This window comes from Providencia xihuensis, from assembly GCF_041953405.1.
Lineage (GTDB): Bacteria > Pseudomonadota > Gammaproteobacteria > Enterobacterales > Enterobacteriaceae > Providencia > Providencia vermicola.
Map to the genome: position 1 here is coordinate 2,315,927 of NZ_CP169565.1, position 19,994 is coordinate 2,335,920.

14 protein-coding genes and 2 pseudogenes are annotated in these 19,994 nt (G+C 39.1%); 6 read left to right on the top strand and 10 right to left on the bottom strand.

Annotated elements, in window-relative coordinates; all coding sequences use genetic code 11:
* Positions 1-48 precede the first annotated feature (48 nt).
* The 3 genes from ydfG to ACE2AL_RS10325 form a co-directional block, all read right to left on the bottom strand.
* A complete protein-coding gene (ydfG, locus tag ACE2AL_RS10315; RefSeq protein WP_375083462.1) occupies positions 49-798 on the bottom strand; it encodes a bifunctional NADP-dependent 3-hydroxy acid dehydrogenase/3-hydroxypropionate dehydrogenase YdfG in 750 nt (249 codons plus the stop codon).
* Between the two features lie 74 nt (positions 799-872).
* Positions 873-2,501 (bottom strand): DUF4139 domain-containing protein, encoded by a 1,629-nt coding sequence (locus ACE2AL_RS10320; RefSeq protein ID WP_272538402.1) that lies wholly within the window; start codon positions 2,499-2,501, stop codon positions 873-875.
* A gap of 105 nt (positions 2,502-2,606) precedes the next feature.
* On the bottom strand, positions 2,607-3,014 hold the full coding sequence (locus ACE2AL_RS10325; protein ID WP_241016886.1) for a hypothetical protein: 408 nt from the start codon (positions 3,012-3,014) through the stop codon (positions 2,607-2,609).
* A 176-nt stretch (positions 3,015-3,190) separates the two neighbouring features.
* On the opposite strand from ACE2AL_RS10325, the pseudogene ACE2AL_RS10330 reads away from it, so the two are divergent.
* The 3 genes and pseudogenes from ACE2AL_RS10330 to ACE2AL_RS10340 all read left to right on the top strand — a co-directional run.
* Positions 3,191-3,364 (top strand): annotated as a pseudogene (locus ACE2AL_RS10330) (ASCH domain-containing protein); the annotation flags it as partial.
* Between the two features lie 99 nt (positions 3,365-3,463).
* Positions 3,464-3,793: pseudogene (locus ACE2AL_RS10335) on the top strand (type II secretion system protein GspD); the annotation flags it as partial.
* Positions 3,794-4,163: 370 nt separating this feature from the next.
* Positions 4,164-4,616 carry a GNAT family N-acetyltransferase gene (locus ACE2AL_RS10340; protein ID WP_272680992.1) on the top strand — a complete coding sequence of 151 codons (453 nt, stop codon included), beginning with the start codon at positions 4,164-4,166 and terminating at the stop codon, positions 4,614-4,616.
* A gap of 394 nt (positions 4,617-5,010) precedes the next feature.
* Here the strand turns inward: ACE2AL_RS10340 and ACE2AL_RS10345 are convergent, their stop codons facing one another.
* A complete protein-coding gene (locus tag ACE2AL_RS10345; RefSeq protein ID WP_206086055.1) occupies positions 5,011-5,553 on the bottom strand; it encodes a hypothetical protein in 543 nt (180 codons plus the stop codon).
* Positions 5,554-5,741: 188 nt separating this feature from the next.
* On the opposite strand from ACE2AL_RS10345, the gene ACE2AL_RS10350 reads away from it, so the two are divergent.
* Together ACE2AL_RS10350 and ACE2AL_RS10355 are read left to right on the top strand one after the other, a co-directional pair.
* The gene (locus ACE2AL_RS10350; RefSeq protein WP_206086054.1) at positions 5,742-6,089 is read left to right on the top strand and encodes a helix-turn-helix domain-containing protein; all 348 of its coding nucleotides are present in this window, start codon (positions 5,742-5,744) and stop codon (positions 6,087-6,089) included.
* Positions 6,086-7,393 carry a type II toxin-antitoxin system HipA family toxin gene (locus ACE2AL_RS10355; RefSeq protein ID WP_206086053.1) on the top strand — a complete coding sequence of 436 codons (1,308 nt, stop codon included), beginning with the start codon at positions 6,086-6,088 and terminating at the stop codon, positions 7,391-7,393. The genes ACE2AL_RS10350 and ACE2AL_RS10355 overlap by 4 nt, the downstream gene beginning before the upstream one ends.
* A gap of 112 nt (positions 7,394-7,505) precedes the next feature.
* Here ACE2AL_RS10355 and ACE2AL_RS10360 read toward each other — a convergent pair whose 3' ends face one another.
* Together ACE2AL_RS10360 and ACE2AL_RS10365 are read right to left on the bottom strand one after the other, a co-directional pair.
* The gene (locus ACE2AL_RS10360; protein WP_206086052.1) at positions 7,506-8,606 is read right to left on the bottom strand and encodes an alkene reductase; all 1,101 of its coding nucleotides are present in this window, start codon (positions 8,604-8,606) and stop codon (positions 7,506-7,508) included.
* Between the two features lie 53 nt (positions 8,607-8,659).
* Entirely contained in the window at positions 8,660-9,259 is a 600-nt protein-coding gene (locus tag ACE2AL_RS10365; RefSeq protein ID WP_272573576.1) for a TetR/AcrR family transcriptional regulator, read from the bottom strand.
* 124 nt (positions 9,260-9,383) lie between these two features.
* Between ACE2AL_RS10365 and ACE2AL_RS10370 the strand changes: the two genes are divergently transcribed.
* Positions 9,384-10,511: a DNA alkylation repair protein gene (locus tag ACE2AL_RS10370; RefSeq protein WP_375083463.1), complete on the top strand. Its 1,128-nt coding sequence runs from the start codon at positions 9,384-9,386 to the stop codon at positions 10,509-10,511.
* A gap of 76 nt (positions 10,512-10,587) precedes the next feature.
* Here ACE2AL_RS10370 and ACE2AL_RS10375 read toward each other — a convergent pair whose 3' ends face one another.
* From ACE2AL_RS10375 to ACE2AL_RS10390, 4 genes are all read right to left on the bottom strand, one after another.
* Complete coding sequence (locus ACE2AL_RS10375) at positions 10,588-11,118, bottom strand: beta/gamma crystallin-related protein (protein WP_206086049.1); 531 nt, start codon at positions 11,116-11,118, stop codon at positions 10,588-10,590.
* Positions 11,119-11,336: 218 nt separating this feature from the next.
* A complete protein-coding gene (locus ACE2AL_RS10380) occupies positions 11,337-14,192 on the bottom strand; it encodes an RHS repeat-associated core domain-containing protein (RefSeq protein WP_375083464.1) in 2,856 nt (951 codons plus the stop codon).
* 35 nt (positions 14,193-14,227) lie between these two features.
* A complete protein-coding gene (locus ACE2AL_RS10385; RefSeq protein WP_375083465.1) occupies positions 14,228-17,077 on the bottom strand; it encodes an RHS repeat-associated core domain-containing protein in 2,850 nt (949 codons plus the stop codon).
* Positions 17,078-17,102: 25 nt separating this feature from the next.
* The gene (locus tag ACE2AL_RS10390) at positions 17,103-19,967 is read right to left on the bottom strand and encodes an RHS repeat-associated core domain-containing protein (protein WP_375083466.1); all 2,865 of its coding nucleotides are present in this window, start codon (positions 19,965-19,967) and stop codon (positions 17,103-17,105) included.
* Positions 19,968-19,994: the final 27 nt, after the last annotated feature.

Sequence of the window (19,994 nt, forward strand, 5' to 3'; positions counted from 1 at the left end):
AGTATAGCCAAAGATAAACCATTTCGTCTGTAGAGAATAGTACGAAAATTAAAGTTGTTTATGAACGGTTAAACCAGCGAATGTTTGGCAAACAGGCATTAATTCCAGAGTATTCACGTTCATATGCGCAGGCAGCGTTGCAACCCAAAATACCGTTTCAGCGATATCTTCAGGCGTTAATGCTTCAGCACCTTTATAGGTGTTTGCAACTTTATCATCATCACCTTTAAAACGTACGTTAGAAAACTCAGTTCCACCGACTAAACCTGGCTCAATATCCGTCACCCGAATTTTTTTACCTTGTAAATCAGCACGTAAACCTAATGAAAATTGTTTAACAAATGCCTTAGTGGCGCCATACACATTACCACCTTTGTAAGGCCAACTTGCTGCGGTTGAACCAATATTAATAATATGACCATGATCTTTTGCCACCATGCCTTGTAGGACTTCATAGGTCATATTGACCAAACCTTTGGTATTGGTATCAATCATTACTGCCCAATCGTCTGGGTTTGCATTAAACGCAGGTTCCAAACCAAGTGCTAAACCTGCATTATTGACAAGAACATCAATATTTTTCAAGGAGGTAGGTAAATTAGCGACGGCAGTTTGAATCGCTTTTCTATCTTGAACATCTAATGTTAGAGGATGAAAACTATTGCCTAATTCACGTTGTAACGCTTCTAAACGTTCAGTTCGACGCCCTGAACCAATAACGGTATGCCCTTGCTGAATGAATCTACGCGCGATAGATTCGCCAAATCCAGATGATGCACCAGTCACTAATATAATCATGAAAACCTCTAAGCTATTATAGTTGTCTTGCGTAAATTTATTCTAACGCCTTCGAAAGGGAACTACAAAAGTTACTATTCAAGACCAACGATATGCTTATCTTTTGGGTAGCTCAACGTATAATTAAATGGAATTTCAATCTGTTGGTTAGCTTCTAAAGTCACATCCCAAGTTAATTCTCCTGTTGTTTTATTGACAACAGCCTGTTTATTATCAATTTCAGAGACTTTAATTTCGCTATCTTGACTAATCGGTAATTGGTCAACAATTGTTAAATTAATTGGCTTAGTATGCATATTTTTGGCTTTAATTAAATATCCTTCCTTCTGTTCAATAGTTGAACCAATAAAACTTGGTTTTTTCTTCATTTTTTCGTTATTTTCACGAGAAATCTGAATGTTTTTATCAATGCCAAAAGGAATAAAGAGAGTATCATTCAACTGAGTGGTATCAATTTGGAAATTACCAATATACGTATTGCCATAGTAAATATTGGCGTTACCATTCAGTAAATTCAGCGCCTGCCAATTATCGATATCGGCTTGTAAGAAGACATCTTCCGCCAATTTCGGTGTCGTCGTGTATTGGTATTTCCCTATAATATCTGTTTGTTTGATGGTTAACGAGTTGGGTTTTGTGCTGCTTTTTAGGCTATAAGGTAATGAAATATCGTAGTTTAAATTGATGCCATTGTTTGATGCAGTGACAAAATCGGCAATACCTGAGCTATCACGCTTTTTTTTTGCACGCATACTGGCGTCCGTCATTGCGACGGGAGCAGGGGCCTGTTGCATTAAGGCTTGGGATTCGTACTGTATACTGTCATCATAAACCGATAAGCGCCAAGGTTGCAGGTTAAATGGCGTAATATTTTTAGACGGATTCACAGAGGATAACGTTAAATTGACATCTCGCCAATCAATCCCTGTGTTTTGCACAACATTGGCTTTGTAGGTAAGAACGATAGGGGATTCAACATCTTCGCTACGAAAATCATAACTTGGGGACCAGGCGGCATCAGGGGTAAGGTAAGAAAGTTGCATTTGTGCTGTGGTTGCGTTTTTCGCATCAATGACCATCACCACTTGAGTTTGCTGCCCGACAACCGCAGGCAAGTTTTCATCAATTTGAGCTTGTAGCAACATGTTTTTTTCTTCAAGCTCACCCACTGACGTTTGGTTCTGCTGCTGTTCTTGCAATATTTGCGTCATCTGTTGACGAATAAAATTCAATTTTTGTGATGATTGCTCAATTGTCTGGCTATTGCTTTCACCAAAAAAACGTTGATCTTTCAACAACGATAATTGTTCTTCTCCCACTTTAATTGCAATATTTAAGCGTTCAATTTGTTGATTATTTTGTTTTTGTTGTTCTTGAAGCGTAATTATTTCAGGTGAATAAATAGGGGGAACAGCGACCTTTTGGACATTGATTGAACGAATAATAACATCATTATTTTTCAAACTAACGGACAGGGTTCGTGGGTCTATATTTGCTGCAATATTGGTCAATATAACATCATTTTGGCCCGGCTTAAGTGACAGTGTCACATCATTATCCAACTCAGCCCCACGTAAAAATATTGTCGCATGATTCAATTTAACATTTTGATTTAAAGTACTTTCTGCTTCCGCTAGAGCATGGCCTGCAGCAAGAAGTGATGTTAAAAGTAGGCCACTTACAATACGAATGGAAACCGTCATAGTGAAACTCCAAGAATATATAATGAGCAAAAATTGATAAATCGGCGATTCACTCATCATATTTTATCCGTTTGTCACTTGATAACAGATAAAGCCTAAAATATTTTATTTGTACTTTTTCATTTGGTAGATAAAGTATCCAGTCGCTAAAGGGATGATAAATGGAATAATCGCAATTAAATACAAAGCGCCGAAGCCTCTAGCGCCCCCCCCATTAATTATCTCTTCAAATGTATGCTCTGAAAAATAGTGAAGAAGAACATCATCACTGCATTTTTTAGCAAAAGGAAATAAAGGCAGGCAAATACAAGCATAGATTATCCATAACAGGTGTGCTGTCGCATTTTCACTTAACGAATAAATAGCCATTCCAAAGATCATAAATCCAAAGCACGATTTACCCCAAAAATCCCAACTTTTGATAAATAGACGAATAGGGTGTTTATTTTTTCGCTCCAAGGCCTTACGTTTCTCGATTTTTTCTTTTGTGTAATGCCGTCCATTTTTACTCATAAAATTTCCTTGTAAAACAAAAAGAAGTAAAGCTATATTAATCTATCATTAATGGCTCAACGGTTAAAAATGAAAATATTTAACCACGCTAATTTTGATGGCACAACCGTTCGTTTGCATTGGACTAATCAACCTTATAAAGGACACATCAATTTAACAGGAAAAACATCTCATTAATGAAAGCCATATCTGTAGTCTCTCCAGCAGGTAAAAATATTGCGTTAGGAAAAAAAACGTTAGAAATAAGAAAATGGGCACCAAACATCGGTTGTAATGAAGACTTACTGATTGTTGAAAATCACAATTATCTTTTAAAAGATGGCAATGAAGAAATGGGGAAAGCTGTCGCAATTGTTAAAGTGAAAAACGTGAGGCCATTCGTTGAAAGTGATATTGATGCAGCCTGCGCATCCTACTATGAATATAGTAATTTTTTGCAATTCTCAGGCGGCTCTATTGATGTGTTATACGAGTTATTCAGTCAAGATAGCCGTTTTCATGTTGTGAGCTCTCCGCATTTGCGCGTCTCGTCGGGAAATGAAGGGCGTTTTAGCGTTGGCTCTGATGTGCCAGTTTTATCATCTGTGACGTATAAAGATAATACGCCAGTTCAGTCCGTTGAATATCGAAGTAGCGGTGTTATTTTTACAGTTAAGCCATTGATTACGCAACATATCATTTCACTTGATGTGAATCAGCAACTTAGCAATTTTGCAAAAACAGAAACGGGCGTGAATAACTCGCCAACGCTGATTAAACGCGAAATTGCAACGAACGTTAAGTTTCAACAATAAACGAACCAACACGGATTAACCAGCCAAAACGCTGGATTTCTTCATTTTATACTTAGGTTCGCATAATGCATATTATGTTAAATAAGCTATAAGGGTTCATTAGTTCACGATCCTTCTCTCCATTACGCTAGACTTATGTTTCTTGAGATCAACTCAATATTAAGGTGGGAAATTCAACTTAACCCAATATTTATAAATGAAAAACGCTCTCCCTCCCCTTAAACATAACTATGGTTTATCTGAATCAGCTAAGACCTCATACTCATGACTTATCTTTATCAGCATTTCAGAACAAACGGATGATATTACCATCCGTGTATATTTTCTTTCTTATTGCTTATATGCTGAGTGAAAAATGAAAAAAATTTATCAATGGACTCGCCAAAATTATCGAATAACAACAGATACTGACGATTTTGATATACCTTCTATTCACCAGTATCTAGTCCGTTCAAGTTGGGCAAAAGGAATTGATCTAGAGACAGTGGCCCAAAGTATTTCTCATAGCCTTTCCTTTGCTCTTTTTTATGATAATAAGCAAATTGGTTTTGCCCGTGTTGTCACAGACTGGGCGACATTTGGTTATTTATGTGATGTTTATATCCTCGAAGAATATCAACGCCAAAAACTTGGGCTCTGGTTAATGGAATGCTGCCATTCTCACCCTTTAATGATGCGCCTACGACGGCTCATGTTGGTAACATCAACAGCCCCCTGGTTATATGAAAAAGTGGGATATAATCCCATAAACCGTGAAGACTTTGTTTGGGAAATTGTTAGGCCAGATATTTATCAAAAAATGGAATAAAACTGTTTATTGATAGTTTCAGTACTATGATTATTTAATAGTATTATTAACATGTTGATTTTATTAAAAACGGTATGATTAAACATACCGTTTTCTCAATGACTAAATGGTGACGGTTATGGTTTCTCAGCGGCATATGATTTAGGTTACGGCGTCACGTTTGGAGGTGGATATTCAAACTCAAAACGGACATCGGGCCAAAATAATGTGATAACTGTAGCCAGGGATATAGGCCTATCTTTCGCCATAGACCAAACACGCTACCAGTTTTACCAACAAATGTTTAATCAATGGAGTGATGATGAGATCGACGTCTTTAAGATGTTGATTGAGAGGTTTTCAAACGCCTTAACGCTATTTGAAACCCCTTAACATAAGTAAGAGGCGTTTTTAATCAAACAGGCCTATCTATTTTATTGGCCGCTTTTTCTAACAAACTATCTAAGCTGGAATGCAGTAAGTGGTTTTTCACCGCTTTGCTTTCAACCTCCAGTTTAGATCCAATTTTTTTATCCATAGTATAGATATTCACTTTACCAGCAACATGCTCATATAATAATAAGCCATCAACACCCTCTCCTTGCTTATCATGGAACTCAGTTAATACCTTTTGCATGCGGGTTTTCGCTTGCTTATCCCCTTCCACGGCTTTGCGTAAGTCTTCAGTTAATAGGCCAACGGGAGCGGAGTAAACATACAGCACCTCAACAGAATAGCTGCCATCATTGCCATCACAAATAAAACAGTTGTGATCCTGAGCGTCAGAAAGCGCGTTCATTTCGCGCAGCTCTATCACTAATTTTTGTCCATCTTTATATGGGTCTTGGGATATATCGAGAAACACTAAGCGGTATGGACCAGGATCACCTGCAAAAGCACTTGTTATGCTACAAAGTGAGATAAACCCCGCCGTGATTAATGAAAGGATACGTTTCATAAGTGGCTCAACGAGAATAAATGTACCTTTACTGTACGAGGTTTACCTATATAAAGAAAAGAGTGAATTATCTTATTCATCAACCTAATTCATCTAATTTTTAACCCTGATATAAACCGTAACGTATACGTTGCAGATCGCCAAAAAAAACACTATATTGTAATATATATATTACAAAAGAGGCCGTTATGAAAATTTCAATGGCAATGTCAGATTTAGCAATAACACAAGAACTCTATAACCGCCTTGAATATTATAGGCAATCTAGGGGGCTGTCACAGGAAGAGCTTGTCGAAAATCTAGGTATTAGCCGACCAACCTACGCACGAATACAAAAAGGCACTTGCAGCCTTGGAACATTTATCAGCGTATTACGCGAGCTGAATTTATTGGAAGGGTTCGACACATTGATCCCCCCTCCGTCTTTACGTCCTTCAGAAATAGTTAAACAACAAAATGTTAGGCGTAATCAAATACAGACCAAACTCTCTGTCAAAGAAATGTTAGCTAACCGAAAAAATAAAGGTTCGATATGATAGCCAAATCTTGCACTGTCTTTTTTGATAATATACCCACGGGCTATTTGGCCTATACAGATGATAGCGGTTTTGCGACGTTCGAATATACCAAAGAGTGGCAAAAAGAGGGTTTTAGTCTCTCCCCACTTCACTTACCGTTGAGTTCACAAACCTATACTTTCCGCAGTTTACCTGTTGATACCTATCGCGGTTTACCTGCTGTATTTGCAGACTCCTTACCCGATGATTTCGGAAACGCCTTGATCAATGCGTGGCTGGCACGCCAAGGTAAAGACAAATCACAATTTTTAGCCTTAGACCGATTACTCTATACTGGAACTCGGGGTATGGGCGCACTTGAATACCAACCGACGAATTACCCGAACATTGAAGAAGATACCCCAATATTGATTGAAGAATTGGTCAATATCGCCCAAAAAGTGTTGGATGCGCGAGATGATTTGCATTTAACGGATAGTGAAGAATCCTCGATGTCTAAGTTGCTACAAATCGGCACCTCTGCAGGTGGTGCACGTGCTAAAGCCGTAGTCGCAGTCAATAAAGACCGTACAGAAATCCGCTCAGGCCAAGTAAAAGTCCCAGAAGGGTTTGAACATTACTTACTTAAATTTGATGGTGTTGTAGAGCACCAAAGCAATAAAGAAACCTTTGGCGACCCAAAAGGATTTGGGGTGATGGAGTATGTTTATTACCTGATGGCCACACAAGTGGGTATTGAAATGTCAGAATGTGAGTTATTAAGGGAAGCACAGAGTGGACGTGCTCATTTTATGACTAAGCGCTTTGACAGAGTGGGAAATTTAAAATATCACGTCCTTAGTTTATGTGGCTTAGCGCATGCAGACTTTAGAAAACCAGGTGCATTTAGTTACGAAGAGCTACTGTTAACTGCAAGGCAGTTGGGTTTATCAAATAAAGAGCAAGAGCAAATATATCGCCGAATGGTGTTTAATATCATCGCCCGTAACCATGATGACCACACCAAGAATTGGTCATTTATGGTGAACGACCAATACGAATGGCAGTTAGCGCCTGCTTATGACCTCGCTTGGAGTTATAAAAAAGACTCAGAATGGGTACAATCTCACCAACTGTCATTAGCGGGTAAACGTGATAATTTTACCCATGATGACTTGTTGTCAATCACAGAACAAATTACACACCTACGTAGAAATAAAGCAAAAAAAATAATTGATGAGACAATTGCCGTGGTCTCAACGTGGCGAGAGCTTGCTGAACACCATGGTGTTCCAGCTGCACTGAGGGAGAGTGTTTGGAATACACTCAGATTAAAATGGTAACGTATATATTCCAAATAGTATAAAAAAAGCCAATATTGCAATATATACATTACAATTTGGCGCAAGCAAAATTAGTAGTCATCCGTTGCTTGCGCCTATATCTATTATATTTCTATTTCATAAATGGATAATCAATATAACCTTCTGCACCACCGCCATAAAATGTTTCAGGGTGCTGAGGATTCAGTGGTGCACCATGCTGCAAGCGCGCAACTAAATCAGGGTTTGCGATAAAATCACGGCCAAAAGCTACGGCATCAATTAATCCTTTTTCGATTAAGTCTTCTGCCTTTTCAATAGTATAAGCACCAGCACCAATAATTACACCATCAAAACACTGGCGAACTTTTTGACGAAATGCCTCTGTATAAGGCTTACCGCCTGCCCAATCAGGCTCAGAAAGATGTAAATAACCAATCCCACGCTGATTTAACGCATCAATCACATATAATGCGTCTGACTCTTCATCGGGGCCATTTCCTGTATTTTGGAAACTACCAATTGGAGATAGTCGAATACCTATGCGCTCTGGTGCCCATTGTTCACATACGGCATCAATCACTTCCAACAAAAAACGTGCGCGGTTTTCAATACTACCACCATATTGGTCATCACGATGATTTGCATCTGGCGATAAAAATTGGTGCAATAAATACCCGTGAGCACCATGTAATTCCACCATGTCAAATCCCGCTTGGCGCGCATTTTCTACCGCTTGGCGAAAGTCATCAACAATTTGAGGGATTTCTTGTAATGTTAGCGCTCGCGGCATTGAGGTTTCAACCCTCACTGGTTTACCTTGCTCGTCTCGTAAAGACGTACGTGTGTTAGCACTTAGTGCCGAAGGTGCAACAGGTGATTGATTCTCAGGTTGTAACGTATCATGGGAAATTCGCCCTGTGTGCCACAGTTGTACGGCAATATGACCACCTGCATCATGTACCGCTTCTGTGATCTTTTTCCAAGCGACAATTTGCTCAGGGCTATGTAACCCTGGAGCCCCTGCATAGCCTTTTGCTTGCGCTGAAATTTGTGTCGCTTCCGAAATGATCAACCCTGCACTAGCACGTTGACGATAATACTCCCCCATTAATTCTGTAGGGACATCACCTGGCTCAATACTACGCAAACGCGTTAATGGTGCCATGAATATTCTATTTGCTGCAGTGAAAGCACCAACTTTAAGTGGTGTGAATAATTGTTTTTGCGACATAACAGCTCCATATTAGACCAGTCGACTAGTAATTAGAGAAATAAAAACGCCATTTAACTATTTGGCGTCTGAAGTGTATTCTTTACATGTTCCAACGCGTTTTCCAATGGAACCGTGCTACGTGTAATTTTTGATTGTAAATTTGCCCCTAACCAAAGCGCATAGAAAACTTGAGCCTTTGATAAAGGATCCCCCATAAAATAAAGCGATTTTTCTTGGCGACCTTTTTCTAAGGCATCCGCAAGCAAACCAATAATTTGCCGAACACCCTCATCCATCGCTTTATTCATATCTTCAGATAAGTCACACACTTCAGCTGATAATTTTACCGTGAGGCAACCATTAATATGACCCACCTGGCAGACCTGTTGCAGCATTTCACCATAATAAGCTAAAAATCGGTCGCCGTAATTCCCTGCCCCTTGTTCGAAGTGCTTTGTTAGGCGTTGTAAATAGTCTGTGTAATAACGTTCTAACATCGCAACACCAAACGCTTCTTTAGAGCGAAAATAATGGTAAAACGATCCTTTAGGTACTTGTGCAGTTTTTAAAAGTTCACTAAGCCCCATCCCCGTAAAACCAAGATGCAGACAAAGGCGCTCACCCGTAGCTAAAAGATGTTCACGTGTATCGTGTTCTGTGTGTTTATTCATGGCACTACTGTACTGGACTGATTGGTCTAGTACAAGTTTTTTCCTGCTAAAATACAAAAATAGCATATTCTGCCAAGGCAATTTCAGGCAATATATTCCTTTAAATAGCGAGGTGGGAATGGGTATGACGAGTGTAATCGAAGAACAAAATGATAAAGCATTTAAGCACCATTTTAATGAAGCGATGTTACAGCGACTTGCTGAACTCATTAGTGTTGAATACCCAGAATTTAATGCAAAAACATTGCATGATTTAGCCTCTAAAATGTCCCAACTTGAAATGAAAGCACGAGTCCATGCGATCCGAGACGTTTTAATTACCGCACTGCCATCTGACTACCCTAGCGCACTTAAAATCATTATTTCGGTGCTAAAACAAAATCAATTACAAGGATTTGCTATTTGGCCATTGGCTGAGTTTATTCAAGTACAAGGTTTAGCACACTACGACATTTCACTCGATGCCTTAAAATTACTCACCACCTATTTTACCTCTGAATGGGCCATTCGCCCTTTTATCAAGCAATACCCTAATGAAACCATGAGCTTTCTAACCAAATGCACTATTGATGATAATGTCCATGTGCGCCGTTGGGCATCTGAAGGTACTCGTTCTCGCCTCCCTTGGGGTGAGAAATTACATGCGTTTATCCAAAACCCTATCATCACTCGCCCAATTTTAGATGCACTTAAGTTTGATAGTGAGTTATATGTCCGCAAAAGCGTGGCCAACCACCTTAATGATATTTCGAAAGACCACCCTAGCTACGTGACACAACTACTGACTGAATGGAAACAACAGGCCAATACACCACAAGAACAGCAATATATCAAATGGATCACTAAACAAGCATTAAGAACGCTAATTAAACAAGGAAACCACGACGCGTTGGCACTTATTGGTGTGGAACATGGGGCGCAAGTTTCTATTGAACAATTTAATGTCACTCCAAATATTAAACTCGGTGAAAATTTAATACTTGAGCTTTCTCTACGTTCATTCAGTGATAAACCGCAAAATTTGGTGATCGATTATATTATTGGTTTTATGAAAGCGAACGGAAAAACAGCGCCAAAAGTATTTAAGCTACGCACAATGACGCTCGGTGCCCATGAAACCCTCACCCTAGAAAAAAAACACACGGTTAAGCCCATCACCACAAGACAATATTATGCAGGAAAACAGCAAATACAGTTGCAAATTAATGGTAAGGTAATGGCGGAACAAAACTGGCTGTTAGCCATTGAATAAACAGCCAATTCGTTAATATGTTAGAATCTTAAATAACGAATAAGGTCAGGTTCTCTGACCTTATGTACTCACATAATCAACGACGTATGATTTTAATGGAGCGTATTTTCTCACCATAACCTAATGCGTTGTGCTCGCCACCCGATTCTGTGTGGTATTTCCCTGTATAATTAACCCCTTCATAAAAACGCACTGTCCAGCCATCAGGAATACTGTAAGAGGCAATTTTATCTGCAAAATCATAACGGGATAAGTTAGGAATATTTTCATCAATTTCAAGATACTCTCCCTTTTGCCATGTTTTTGTGTATACAAACATGCTCTCTTCGAGATAATCACCATTGAATGATATTTTGCTGGTGCTACATTTCGCATCTTTGGCTTTACAAAAAATACTGCCTTTCCCTTGCCCTAACTCACAGCGACGAGACGTTTTTTGCCGTGCATTTTGTTCTGAAAACGCAGCTTCTGCATAAAATTCAGAAAATGGTGATAATGCACAGATATGCACAACTTGTGTATCATGACGGGAGGAATTATTATGATAATTGGATTTTGCATAGCTAAAACTGGTAAACAAAATCAGCAATAAAATACGTTTTTTCATCGTAAAAGCATCTTTGGCGGAAATGTATTCAGCCAAATTACGGTAAATAAGCTAAATTTTCTAGTAGAACACTCTGATAAACAGTCACTTAGTGAATTTTACTTATCTATATTAGTTCAAGATCCCCCCGTGACTAAATGCAGCACAAGCGGTGATGCTCGCCAAACAAGTTGATAACCCCAATCTCACTTATTTTTTATCCAGATTGAGGTTAAATTTTAGATAGAAGCGCGTCGAGCTTTGCGGGGTTTATACCATGTTTGCCCATCTGCATTAAGCCCAAACCCCCAACTTGTTAGTGATGCTCTATGACCAAAAAAGCCTGACTGATTGATGAGTTTTCGCGCTCGCATGCTTTTATCAAATGGGCAACTGGAGCGGATCCAACTGACAAACATACCAGGGCCTGTACCATCGACTGTAATATTACGGCGCATATGTGGAATTAAACGCTTTCCTTGCCACATGAGAACTGACCAAGGAATATTAGGGTAATAATAATTCTTTTTAGCCGTCAAGGTATCAAATTTGCTTTGGGGCACAACGTCAAGAAAAGGCTCTACCCCATTATGCGTATAAAGATAGCGAATATAACGCATTACACTGTGTAGACTAAATGCATTCTTTTTGGCGGCAATAACGGCATTACCTAAGGCAGTTTTTCCTTTGTAATCCCTCCCATGATGAATTAGCAGATCGGGAAGTTCGTCTTGGTTGTCTAAAAGTGGTCTAATTTCCCCAATTGGTCCATCGACCATAACATCAATATCCATATATAACCCACCAAACCGCCTTAAAATACCGATTCTTAACATATCTGATGCAGCCGCATAATTCGCATAGGTTGTATTAGTCGATTCTCGGTTAATCGCTGCTTGATATTGATAATCAAATGGGGCAGGTTTTTGAACATTGATAACATTGAATATCGCTTGGCTATAACCTCGTTCAATGAGATTATTTTTCAACTTTGTTGGGTTATCACTCCACAAATTAATCTGATATTGAGGGTTATTATGTTTAAAGCTGGCAATATTACTGATGCCATCAGCGGGAAGTTCTTTGTGACCAAGCCAAATATAATGAGCAATTTTAGGGTATTGCCCTTGTTCGTCATAATATGTCATTGGGTTATTGCGCGCCATACGGTATAAATTATTCCCGTCAGCAGCACCCAGAGGGTCAGCACTCAGCCAGCGCCCAATCCATGGTTGGTAGTAACGGCGACCATAATAATATAACCCTGTCATATCAAGTTCCTTATTACCATAGTGCCGCGTTTTATAACCTGCTAAAGAGGTATTATCTGCCAACCAAGTTGCTGTTCCGCCATAAGGATAATATTCTTCTTGGCTAAGGATATTTCCTTCGTTATCAAGTTCAATTCCTTGGTTTCCCGTTAATGAACTAAGTGAATAATGCATGGCATTATTGGCAACCCCTTTTGGCTTGCCACATTCCCAATGTAAAACTTGAAACTGTACCCCAATCAAGCTATTAACCGTAATCACTTGTAATATTTCATCATCGTTGCGATTTCTTAACTCTAAGTTCGGTAAATATATCACTTTCATTTTTTGTCCCGAACGTTCAGTCACTTTCACTGTTCGTTGGTATTGATGGTCATAACAGTAATGTTCTATAGCGTCAGCGCTTTTGACAGAGCGAAGTTCCTGGTGAGTTGTCCAGTTAAGGTGTTGGCCTTGAAGCAGTGTTTTCTGTTGTCCCGCTGCAGTAAATAACTCATCGACTTTTTCTGCGCTTGAAGCCAATTCGTTTAATACTGCGCGATTACTCTGATTGCTAGTGATTATTTGTGTTGAATAACGTTGGTTTGTTGCAGGTGAGCGATGGGAAATTTTCGTTAAATTACCGCTATTATCATAACAATAAGTACGAAAATATCGCGTATAGGTTGCATTATCAAACGAAATACAACGGGAAGGTGCTGAAGATTGGTAAACTTGGTTTGCCATTTCACGCCCAGACGCGCTGACTAATTGATACAATGAGTCATACTGAAACTCTTGTCTTGCCTCAACTTTTTGGTTGTGCCAAAAACGTGTTTGCCCCGCCTGATCACGAACACAAACAACATTGCCCACGGGATCATACTGATAAATTAAATCTTGAATTAATTTAAACCCCAATAAATGATCCGTTGGCCTTTGGGTTTTCACACGAACTAAATATTGAGTCTGTGCTTCATATTCGTAGTTTGCAACAATGCCATTACCAAGTTCTTCACTGGTTTTCAAACCTGAAGGAGAATACTGTATCTCTTTTGCAACCCACCGCTCTAACGCGTTTTTAATTTTTAAGCTGTAGGTTTTTAATTGCCCTGCAATATCATAAGATTGCCGATGTTGATTGCCCTTAGTGTCTTCAGTCACTAAGTTTGCCCCTGTTGCATCCGTGATGCAATAACTGACAAATTGGCTAACCGCAAGTTGTTCCTCCCTTTCATCAGTTTGCCAATCCACCTCATATTCAGCATCTTCAGCATGTTGGATTAAACGTCGAGTTTGTGAAATCGCTTTTCCCAATAATGAGACTTGGTCTAATTGCAATAATCCTACCGTATCGTAGTGGAAAATGCATTGGCCGCATAAATTAATATTTTGATAAATAATGGAATTATCCGCATATTCGAAACATTCGGTTACTCGAGTCTTTCCACCAGCCAATTTTTCTTTCAAGCACAATGGCCTACCTAAGGAAGTACTATCTTCATAGTCATAAGTACGGGTAACACCATTAGCATCAATACTCACTAATAATCGACTCTCTATATCGTTAATCGTCACCGTGTGTCCGTTATCTACGCCTTCACTCACCAATACAAGGCCTGATAAATCTGCTTTAAAACGAAAATTAAAAGACGTTTTCTTCTGTAAACGAGGGTCACTTATCCCAATCAGGAATCCACGAATATCAACTGACTGAAAGGTGAGTCTTTCATCTGTTATTTCGGGGGTATCTGGGTGGCGATAATACTCAATTAACCGAATATTGAGCCCGCGATTATCAGTAATCGTTATTGAAGGTGTTTTCCCCATTGAAAATTCATCCATTTTTCCTCCTTTAAAAAACGTTTAATTTGACCCCATTAGTTAAGCCGAACATTAGACACCGTCGTTGCCTTGGATTTTAATTTCTTAGGAACAAGCATTTGAGGACGGTAAAATAACGAAATTAATTGGTCAAAACTGTCATTGGTTGAGGTTTCATAAACACTTAACTGTGACTCAGAAGAAAGCAAACGTGCTGAGTCCACGATTCTTAAAGCAAGTGCTGTTCTAAAATCTTGAAATGAATACAACGTGTTAATCGCACTCTCTGCGATCGTTTCACTTTTTAGTGCGGCGACACCTGATGAGTCATCAGGAAAGCGTGCTGCTAAACGTTTTATATCCGTTTCTCTGCGATAAAAGTCCAAGGTATCATTGATAGCCATATGGCTATAATTCATATACTTATAGCCCGTGATATCATCTACAGAAGTGACGTACAGGTTATCACCGAATTCACTCCGTGTTTTTCCGCGCACTCCTCTGATTCCTAATGAGAAAAAAGCAAAATCAACCGTTTTCAAGTTCAGTACATCGCTTGGTGTGGTATTGGTTTCACACGCAGATAAGATCCCTTTCTTGATGAGCTCATTTCTTGAACGAAACGTTGCACGGTTATGGGGTTTAAGAAATTGTTGGTCTGAAAAATGCAGTAAGGTGAAATCTAGCTTAGTAAAGTTATCAACAAAACCTCTCTCATCATCACTCAGGTCACCTACCTTAGTCCTAATCTGAACCATATTTTCCTGAGTATGCGCAAAAAATGTCTCTAAGTTATTAAAAACAGGGCGATAGCTATTATTATCTAACCATCGTTCACCTAAAGACATAATCTGGTAGCTCTGGTTGGCACGTGATTTTGCCCGGTAATTATTATACTGCTGGTAGTATCCTACAACGCGGTCAATTGGGTTAAGACCATCATTATCTTGGTATTTTAATGGGTTATTTCTCGTCATTTTAAAAAGATTTAAACCATCGACTGTTCCGCCAGGGTCTGCACTTAGCCAACGACCACACCATGGTTGATAATAGCGATGACCGTAGTAATATAACCCTGTTGCATCAAGTTCTTTTCCTGAATAGCGTATCGTTTTGTAATCCGCTTCAACGTCATTACGTACAAGCCATACTGCAGTCCCTCCATAGGGGTAGTATTCTTCTAGGCTAATTAAGTTACCTTGGCTATCTAGCTCTAATCCGCTATTGCCATTAAATGAATCAATAGAATAACGTATTGAATTATTATCTATTTCTTTAGGTTTTCCTTGTTCCCAATGCAAAACCTGAACCCGCACTCCATTGGTTTCATTGATATGGATAACCTGAAGTTTCTCTTGATGGTTAATATTTTTTAGTTCGAGATTAGGTAAGTAAATGACAGTCGCTATTTGTTGATTATGTTCGGTGAGTTTAAAAATTCGTTGGTGGTCGCTACCATAACGGTATTGTTCGTAAATCGTTTCCCCCCTCATACTCAGTAATTCTTGACGTACAGTCCAATCCAGCGTTTGGCCCTTCATTAATTGCTTTTGCTGTCCACTCTGCGTGAAAAATGCATCAACATCTTTAGCTTCCATCGCCAATGAATAATCTATTGCGCGGTTACTTCTATCACTGACCGTCATTTTTATTGTATAGCCGCTATGTATTGCTGGAGTGCGATGGCGGGATTCGATTAAATTACCTGATTTATCATAATGATATGTGCGATTGTAATAGGTGCACATTGAACTATCGAACATAAAACGTTGAGGAGATGCATGCCTTTGCTGATTAATATTCGCCATTTCGCGGCCTGTTACACTCACTAACTGATACAGTGTATCGTATGTAAACCTTTGTTCAGGCTCTATTTTTTGATTTTGCCAAAAACGTGTTTGCTCTGCATCATTACGAATACATAATATATTTCCGACGGGGTCATATTGATAACGCAAATCCTGAAAACATTTAAAACCCAATTCGTGATTATTTGCTCGTTCAGTGCTAAACCGAATAAGCCGTTGTGTTTGTGGTTCATATTCATAATATGTCACAACACCATTTCCCAATTTTTTACACAGTTTTTGCCCAGCTGCGGAATACTCTATTGATTTGATCATGCATTGTGTAATCTCGCCTTTTATGGTTAACCCACAAAATTGTAACTGCCCTGCGATATCATAATGTAAACGCTGTTGATGCCCCTTTGCGTTTATACTAAGAATGTTAGCCCCAGTTGCATCATTTTTTAGTTCTGTACAAAAAGGCTCAGGATTTAACATCCCATCTCGGTCATTTGTATTCCAGTTAACATAAAAATCTTGATTATCAAGTGATTGAATTAACTTTCTTGTAATGTGAATTGCTTCCCCAGTGAGAGAGATTTGGCCTATTTGCAATAGGCCAGCCGTATCATAGTGACGAATACATTGACCAGACAAATTAGCATTTTGCTCGTGAAGTGAGTTCCCTGCATATTCAAGGTAATCACTAATACGCTCCCCCTGCTCGGCAGTTTTTTCCCAAATATGCGTTAACCGACCTAAAGACGCTGACGTTTCATAAATAAAATTACGCCATAAATTATTGGCATCAAGACTTAATAACAAACGTCCTGCAGAATCATTAAGAACCCTCACTGTACCGTTATCTATTCCCTGAGTTTGCAGTGAAAACCCCAAAAGGTTATATCTATAATTGAAATTAACTTGTTGTTTTACATATTGCCGCGGGTCAGCAACGGTTGCTAAGAAACCATGAGTGTTAAATTGATAAAACTCAATACGCTCCTCGGTCTGTTCTGCAAAATTAGGATGCCTATAATAGTCAATTTTCCGGATTTTATTTCCTCGATTATCCCTTACAACCACTAATGGTGTTGATGTAAACAAAGACAAATTCATATTATTTTCCTTTATATTCAAATCATTAATGAATATTCATTCTCTGCCCTTGTACAATTCGAGTATTCTTCGAATGTAATTTTTTAGGGACAAGAATTTGAGGGCGGTAAAAAAGGGAAATTAAATTATCGAATTCTGCGTCTGAAGTTGTTGAGAAAACAATTTGTTGCGAATGTTTGTTGAGTAATCGCGTTGATTTGACGATGCGTAATGCAAGTGCTTCTTTAAAATCACTATACGGATAAAGCGTATCACTGGGTTTTGTTGCAATTTTTTCATGAGTTAATGTTGCGGCAGCACACAGATCACCTCGAAATTTGTCAACAAGCCTACCTTGTGATGTCATTCTTTTATCAAACAGCATCGTATCATTAATTGCCATATGCCCATATTTTAAATACTTATAATCACGTACTGAATTTAGTGGGGTAACATATTTTAAATCACCAAATCGGCTACCCATTTTCCCTGTCACTCCCTCAACACCGAGAGAGAAAAAAACAAAATCTTTTGTTTTTAAACCCACAAAATCGAAATCTGTGGTGTTCGTGTGGTCAGAGCGGATCAGCATTTTGTCTAGCAAGCTATCTCGGGAACGAAAAACGGCATGACTACCACGTTCTAAAAATCGTTTATCTGTGAAATGAATTAAGTCAAATTTTAATTCGTTGAAATTATTCACAAATTCTAACGAATCGCCCCTGATTTCACCCACAGCAAGGCGTAAATTCTGCATATTATCCTGCGTCATTGCATTGAAAGAATCGAGATCCATAAACGGGATTGAATCATCAGAGCGTGAAACCCAATCTGTACCTGTCGACATGATTTTATAGCTTTCATTGGCTCTTATTTTAGCCTTTTCATCAATGCGCCGATGATAATATTCAACAATTTGATTAAACGGATTTAGCCCATTATTATCTTTATATTTCAGTGGGTTATTCCTTGCCATTCGAAACAAATTCAATCCATCGACAGTTCCACCAGGGTCGGCACTTAACCAACGCCCACACCATGGCTGATAATAGCGATAACCATAATAGTAAAGCCCTGTTGCATCCCGTTCTTTACCTGAATAACGATGTGTCTTATCTTCCCCTTCAAGCGCACTGCGTGCTGCCCATATTGCAGTTCCACCATAGGGATAATACTCTTCATAACTCATCAATTGCCCTGATTGATCCAGTTCTAAATCACCACTCCCCGCTAACGCATTAATACTGTAACGTATTACGTTATTTTTAATTATATCTGCCCTTCTGTTTGTCCAATGCAAAGCGCGAATAGATGCAATTCCCGCATTCCCTACAACAATCAGTTGTAGTTGCTCTGCTTCTTTTCCATGAATTTGTTTGTAACGCAATTCTAAGTCGTCTAAGTAATAGGTTTGGTAACTATTTGATTTTTGTTGGCTAACCTTTAAAACACGCTGACTATTCGAATCATAACGATAATGTTCATTAACCTCTCCCTGATAAACCTGTCGTAATTCTTGCCGCACCGTCCAGTCAAGGCATTGCCCTTGAAATAACTGTGTCTGCTGTCCGCTTGGTGTAAAAAAGTGGTCAACTTCATCACTGTGTGCAGTAAGTGAATCGAGAACAGAGCGATTACTGTGCGTACTTGTGGTCATTGATTGGGTATAGCATTGGTTTGTCGCAGGAGCTCGATGGTGGATCTGTATTAAATTGCCACTGCGATCATACTGATAGGTACGAAAATATTGGGTGATAGTCATACTGTCGAACGAACAATATCTGGGTAGTTTGGTCTTTTCCGTGATATTACTTGCCATTTCACGCCCTGATGCACTCACCAATTGATATAAACTATCATAGACAAAGCTTTGTTTCGGCTCTATTTTTTGGTTTCGCCAAAAGCGTACAGGTTCAGCATTATTGTAAATACAAACAATATTCCCTACGGGATCATATTGATAACGTAAATCTTGTAGGCGTTTAAAACCGAGAGGATGGGTTACTGGTCGCTCTGTTCGAGAGCGAATTAAACGTTGGGTTTGAGGCTCATATTCATTCCATGAAACCACTCCATTCCCCCATTCCTCTCGCACAATATTTCCATTGGCGGTATAAGTGATGGATTGAACGAGAACCCGTTCGGGCTCACCCGAAATCGTTAGCCAATGCCCTATACACTGCCCCGCAATATCATAAAATAAGCGCTGCTGATGGCCTTTCGCATCCTGCGTCAATAATATAGAACCTGTCGCATCATAGGCCTTTTGATTAACAAAAATCTCTTGCGAAAGCGTATTATCCATTTCACCCTGCCGCCAATTTGCAATGACTTCCGCATTCTCGGCGTCTTGAATAAAACACCGAGCAGTTGAAAGCGGCGATCCCGTGAGGGATATTTGGTTCAGCTGTAATAACCCTGCGGGGTCATAGTGGGAAATGCAGTGTCCTGCTAAGTTGTTTGCCTGCTCTACAGGAGAATTACCTGCATAAACAAAATAATCACTCACAATAGTGACAGCGTCACGTTCTAGGCAACGAATTAATCTCCCTAACGTGTTTTTACCCTCGTAATCACACGTACGCCAAATATTATTAGCATCAATACTGACTAACAAACGCCCTTCAATATCATTTAGCCGTCGTACCTCACCATTATCAACGCCATTTGAATAAAGTAGTGTTCCCAACAGATCATAGTGATAGCAAAAATTAGCTTGGACATGAATATGTAAACGTGGGTCAGTACTTTTGTACAAATACCCTTTTATATTAAACTGCTGGTATGAAATTCGCTCATCAGTCATATTCAGTGCATTAGGGTGTCGATGATATTCAAACGTTCGTATATTTAGTCCTCGATTATCAACAACATCGATTGTTGGTGTTTTTGTTGACAATAAAAAAGTCATGTTTCTCCTTATATTACAAAGAAATTA